The sequence below is a fragment of the uncultured Dialister sp. genome (genome assembly GCF_900541605.1).
In the GTDB taxonomy this organism is placed as follows: domain Bacteria; phylum Bacillota; class Negativicutes; order Veillonellales; family Dialisteraceae; genus Dialister.
In genome coordinates, this window is sequence record NZ_UQKJ01000166.1 from 1 (window position 1) to 3,654 (window position 3,654).

General features: G+C 54.8%; 3 protein-coding genes. 1 reads left to right on the forward strand and 2 read right to left on the reverse strand.

Features of this window, described 5'->3' with window-relative positions; all coding sequences use genetic code 11:
* Positions 1–111 precede the first annotated feature (111 nt).
* Both QZR21_RS08615 and QZR21_RS08620 read right to left on the reverse strand, forming a co-directional pair.
* The gene (locus QZR21_RS08615; protein WP_296098951.1) at positions 112–1,296 is read right to left on the reverse strand and encodes an MFS transporter; all 1,185 of its coding nucleotides are present in this window, start codon (positions 1,294–1,296) and stop codon (positions 112–114) included.
* A gap of 176 nt (positions 1,297–1,472) precedes the next feature.
* Positions 1,473–2,810, reverse strand: a complete 1,338-nt coding sequence (locus QZR21_RS08620) for an MATE family efflux transporter (RefSeq protein ID WP_296098948.1) — start codon at positions 2,808–2,810, stop codon at positions 1,473–1,475.
* Positions 2,811–3,192: 382 nt separating this feature from the next.
* Between QZR21_RS08620 and QZR21_RS08625 the strand changes: the two genes are divergently transcribed.
* Positions 3,193–3,654: hypothetical protein (locus tag QZR21_RS08625; protein WP_296974960.1), on the forward strand; the 462-nt coding region annotated here is incomplete at its 3' end.

Sequence of the window (3,654 nt, forward strand, 5' to 3'; positions counted from 1 at the left end):
TGCATAAAAATCCTTATAAAATCTGACTCTGCGAATTAATCAGCGCTTCCCTAGCCACAAGCTACCAATTTGCCGAACGTTAACTGCCTCAGTCTCAATCTCGGCTTTCCATCATTCCTTCCTGAAATTCCATACAATCACGCAGGCGGCGAGCCAGAAGGCTATGGCTGTGGACCAGAAGACTGAGGGGTAGCCCAGCCACCGGGCCAGAGCGCCGGAGCACACCGGACCTGCCACGTTGCCCATGAGGAAGATGCTGGACACCACGCCGAAGACGATGGACCGTTTCTCCGGGGGCACGGACCTGGCGATGATCGTATTCGTACAGGGGGCGATTAGGCCCATGCCGAGGCCCGTCACCGCCCGCCAGAAGCCGAGGCCGGAAACGGAGCTCATCATGTACTGCATGAGGAAGGTGAAACCCACAAAGAAGGTGGCGCCGATGAGGAGCCGGTGAGGACGGATCCGCTCTGTGATGCGGCCTACGTTCAGGGACATGAAGGCACTGCATCCTCCGGAAATGAAGATGATGAATCCCACGATGGTAGCGACCATATCCGAGCTGGTGCCGATCATCTGCTTCAGGTACAGGGGGAGAATTGGTCCGATGCCGGTGATGCCGAAGTTACAGAGAAACTGCATGAACGTCATAATCCGGACCCGGGGGATTTTCATGAAGTACAGGATCTGGCCGAATGTAGAAGACCGGTCTTTGCCGGCTCCTTTCCGATGGATGGGAGGCAGGAAGAACCGCACTGCAAGGAGACAGAGGAAGGCAAGAAAGGCAAAGAAGAAGAAAGGCATACGGTAGCCGAAGGTATCGGCGATGGTGCCGCCCAAAAGGGGGCCGAACATGATGCCCATGACCATGGCGGCCTGGAAATAGCCCATGGCCCAGGAAGTCTTATGCTCAGGCGTCACCGTGGCAACAATGGAAAGGCCAATGGGCACGAAGCCGCCTACGAGACCCTGGAGGGTGCGGAAAATAAGAATCTGCCAGGGCGCCGTGGAGAGGCCCGAGGCCAGGGAAGACAGGAGCACCGCGGAGAGGACAATGGTCATGACCACCTTCGGCCCCCGCCGGTCTGCCTGGATAGACCAGAAAGGAGCGGACAGGGCAATCATGAAGGGAGTGACCCCGGTAATAAGGCCCGCCCAGAATGCCGCTTCTCCGGGGTCCGACAGTCCCAGTTCCGACAGGAAGAGTGGCAGGAACGACATGACGCCCACCATGGAAATGCCGGCACCTACCTGGATGGCGCAGACAAGGTATACGATGGATTTCCAACTTTTCAAAGGGATCCCTCTTTTCTGATGTAAGGTAACCTTATTATACTGCTTTTGGGAAAAAATAGAGTTGAGATTTGAGATTTGAGAGTTGAGGTCCCGCGGCTTTGCCGCCAATGCACCCCGGAAGATAAGACGTCAGCCTGCGGCGCAGCCGCGGTACCTCAATTCTCTTTACTCAAACCTCAATCCTTTCTTTTTTTCTTCACATACATAAAGGCCATCACGCAGAGAAGAATCTGCACTGCCGATGACGCCGGGGTGGCGAGGCCGATGTGGAAAAGCCGTGGCGGCACTTCGAGGCTCATAAGGTAGGACACCGGCACCCGGACACCGAAGGCACCCAGGATGCCCTGGATCATGACGAACCTCGTCATGCCGAGACCATTGAAGAATCCGATGGACGAGAAGAGGATGGCCGTGAGGAGGCAGTCGATGGAGTAAGCTTTCAGGTAGTCCGCGGCCCCCAGGATGACTGCCTCGTCAGAGGTGAAGAGGGCGGTAAGATGGGTACCGTAGAAGAAGGAAATGGTGAACATGCATACACCCGCAGCCAGGCCCATGGCGATGCCGGAAAAAAGGGCCTTTTCCGCTCTGTCGAAGCGGCGGGCTCCGATATTCTGGGCCACGAAGGCACTCATGGACTGCATGAAGGAGCCGGGAATCAGCATGATGAAACCGCAGATTTTCTCTGACACCCCGATGGAGGCGGACGCCGTAAGGCCGATGTGGTTTACGATGGACATGATGAGGAGAAACGACAGCCCCACCAGCAGGTCCTGGAGGGCGATGGGAAGGCCAAGGCCTGCGATACGGATGGCCACAGGCCAGTGAAGCCGTACCATGGATAGGGAAAAGGGAAAGGGCAGGCCCTTCCGGCGGATGAGGCCGTAGGAAATCACCACGGACAGAGCCTGGGCCGCCACAGTAGCCAGGGCCGCTCCGGCGGCGCCCTGGTGGAAGAAGGCCACCAGCAGGAGGTCGCCGAAGGTATTGAATACCGATGCAATGGCCACGGTGACAAGGGGCGTCCGGGAGTCCCCGAGACCTCGGAAAATACTGCCGATGAGGTTGTAGCAGATAATGGCCACCATACCGCCGCCGCAGATGCGGATATAGGACACCGTCTTTTCAAAGGCTTCAGCAGGAGCATTCATCCACCCCGCAAAGGTGGGGGCAAAGACTGTGAGACACAGGGTGAAGAAAAGCCCCAGCAGGAGGCAGAGGCAGATGCCGTTTCCCGCAATCTTCCCGCCCTGGGATCCCCTGCCGGCTCCTATATATTGGCCCATGAGGATGGTGATACCCATGGAGAAGCTGGCGGTGAGCATGGTAAAGGTCTGGAGCACCTGGGACCCCGTGGACACAGCAGACACATCGGCGGAACTGGCGAAATGGCCCACGATAAAAAGATCCATCGCCCCGTAAAGGGACTGGAGGAACAGGGCCCCCATGACGGGCAGGGCAAACCGGAAAAGGGGCCCCGCAATGGGACCGGACGTAAAGTTATGGGACAGGGCCATGGACGTTCCTTTCTTTCAATAAACTGTACTGTCATTATAGCAGAAAGAAATAGAGTTGAGATTTGAGAGTTGAGGTCCAGCGGCTGTGCAAAAAGCAGAATTGAGAATTGAGTGAAGCATTGAGGTCCAGCGGCTTCGCCGCTATGGGAACTCTGATGACTCTATTTTCCCAACGAGAAATTGACTCGACAGGAGGCCTCTTCCTTGGGAAGGGGCTCCCGCCAGGGTGGGGTTAGCTGATGGAAACTGATGGAAGCGCCGCAGGCGACTGAGGGGGGCATTTGCCGCGAAACGGCTGAAGGAGTTGAAAAGCCCCGTATTCCCGACCACAAGAAAGATTTCTCGGCTCCTCGAAGCTGTAGCGGTTCTTGACTGTATCTTCATGAAGCATGCTTACACCGCTCGAAATGACGGGGCGGGATGGACTTACACGTTGAGAATACCGGTCAGCAAGTTCCCCCTTGAAGAAGGGGGACGGCAATCTGAAATTGACAGTAAAAAAGCCGCAGGTTCAACTGCATACGTAAAAATTCCGTTTGATAACAAGCATTACATTCCATATGCCGCATCTGCGTCGAATACTGCAATATCAATCAATTCAAAACACCCTGAACGCGCAATGCAGTTAATCGGTCTTATGAATACTGAAAAGGGCAAAGATTTGTACAATCTGCTTGTATTCGGTATTGAGGGCGAACTTTATACAAAGGTAAACGACAAGGAAATTCAACCTATAGGTTATACATCACAACCGACTTCTGAAAGCCCATACGGACAATACAGATTTGCAATGGGTAACACATTTAACGGTTATGAAATCTATATGCAGGACAAAAATCCAATA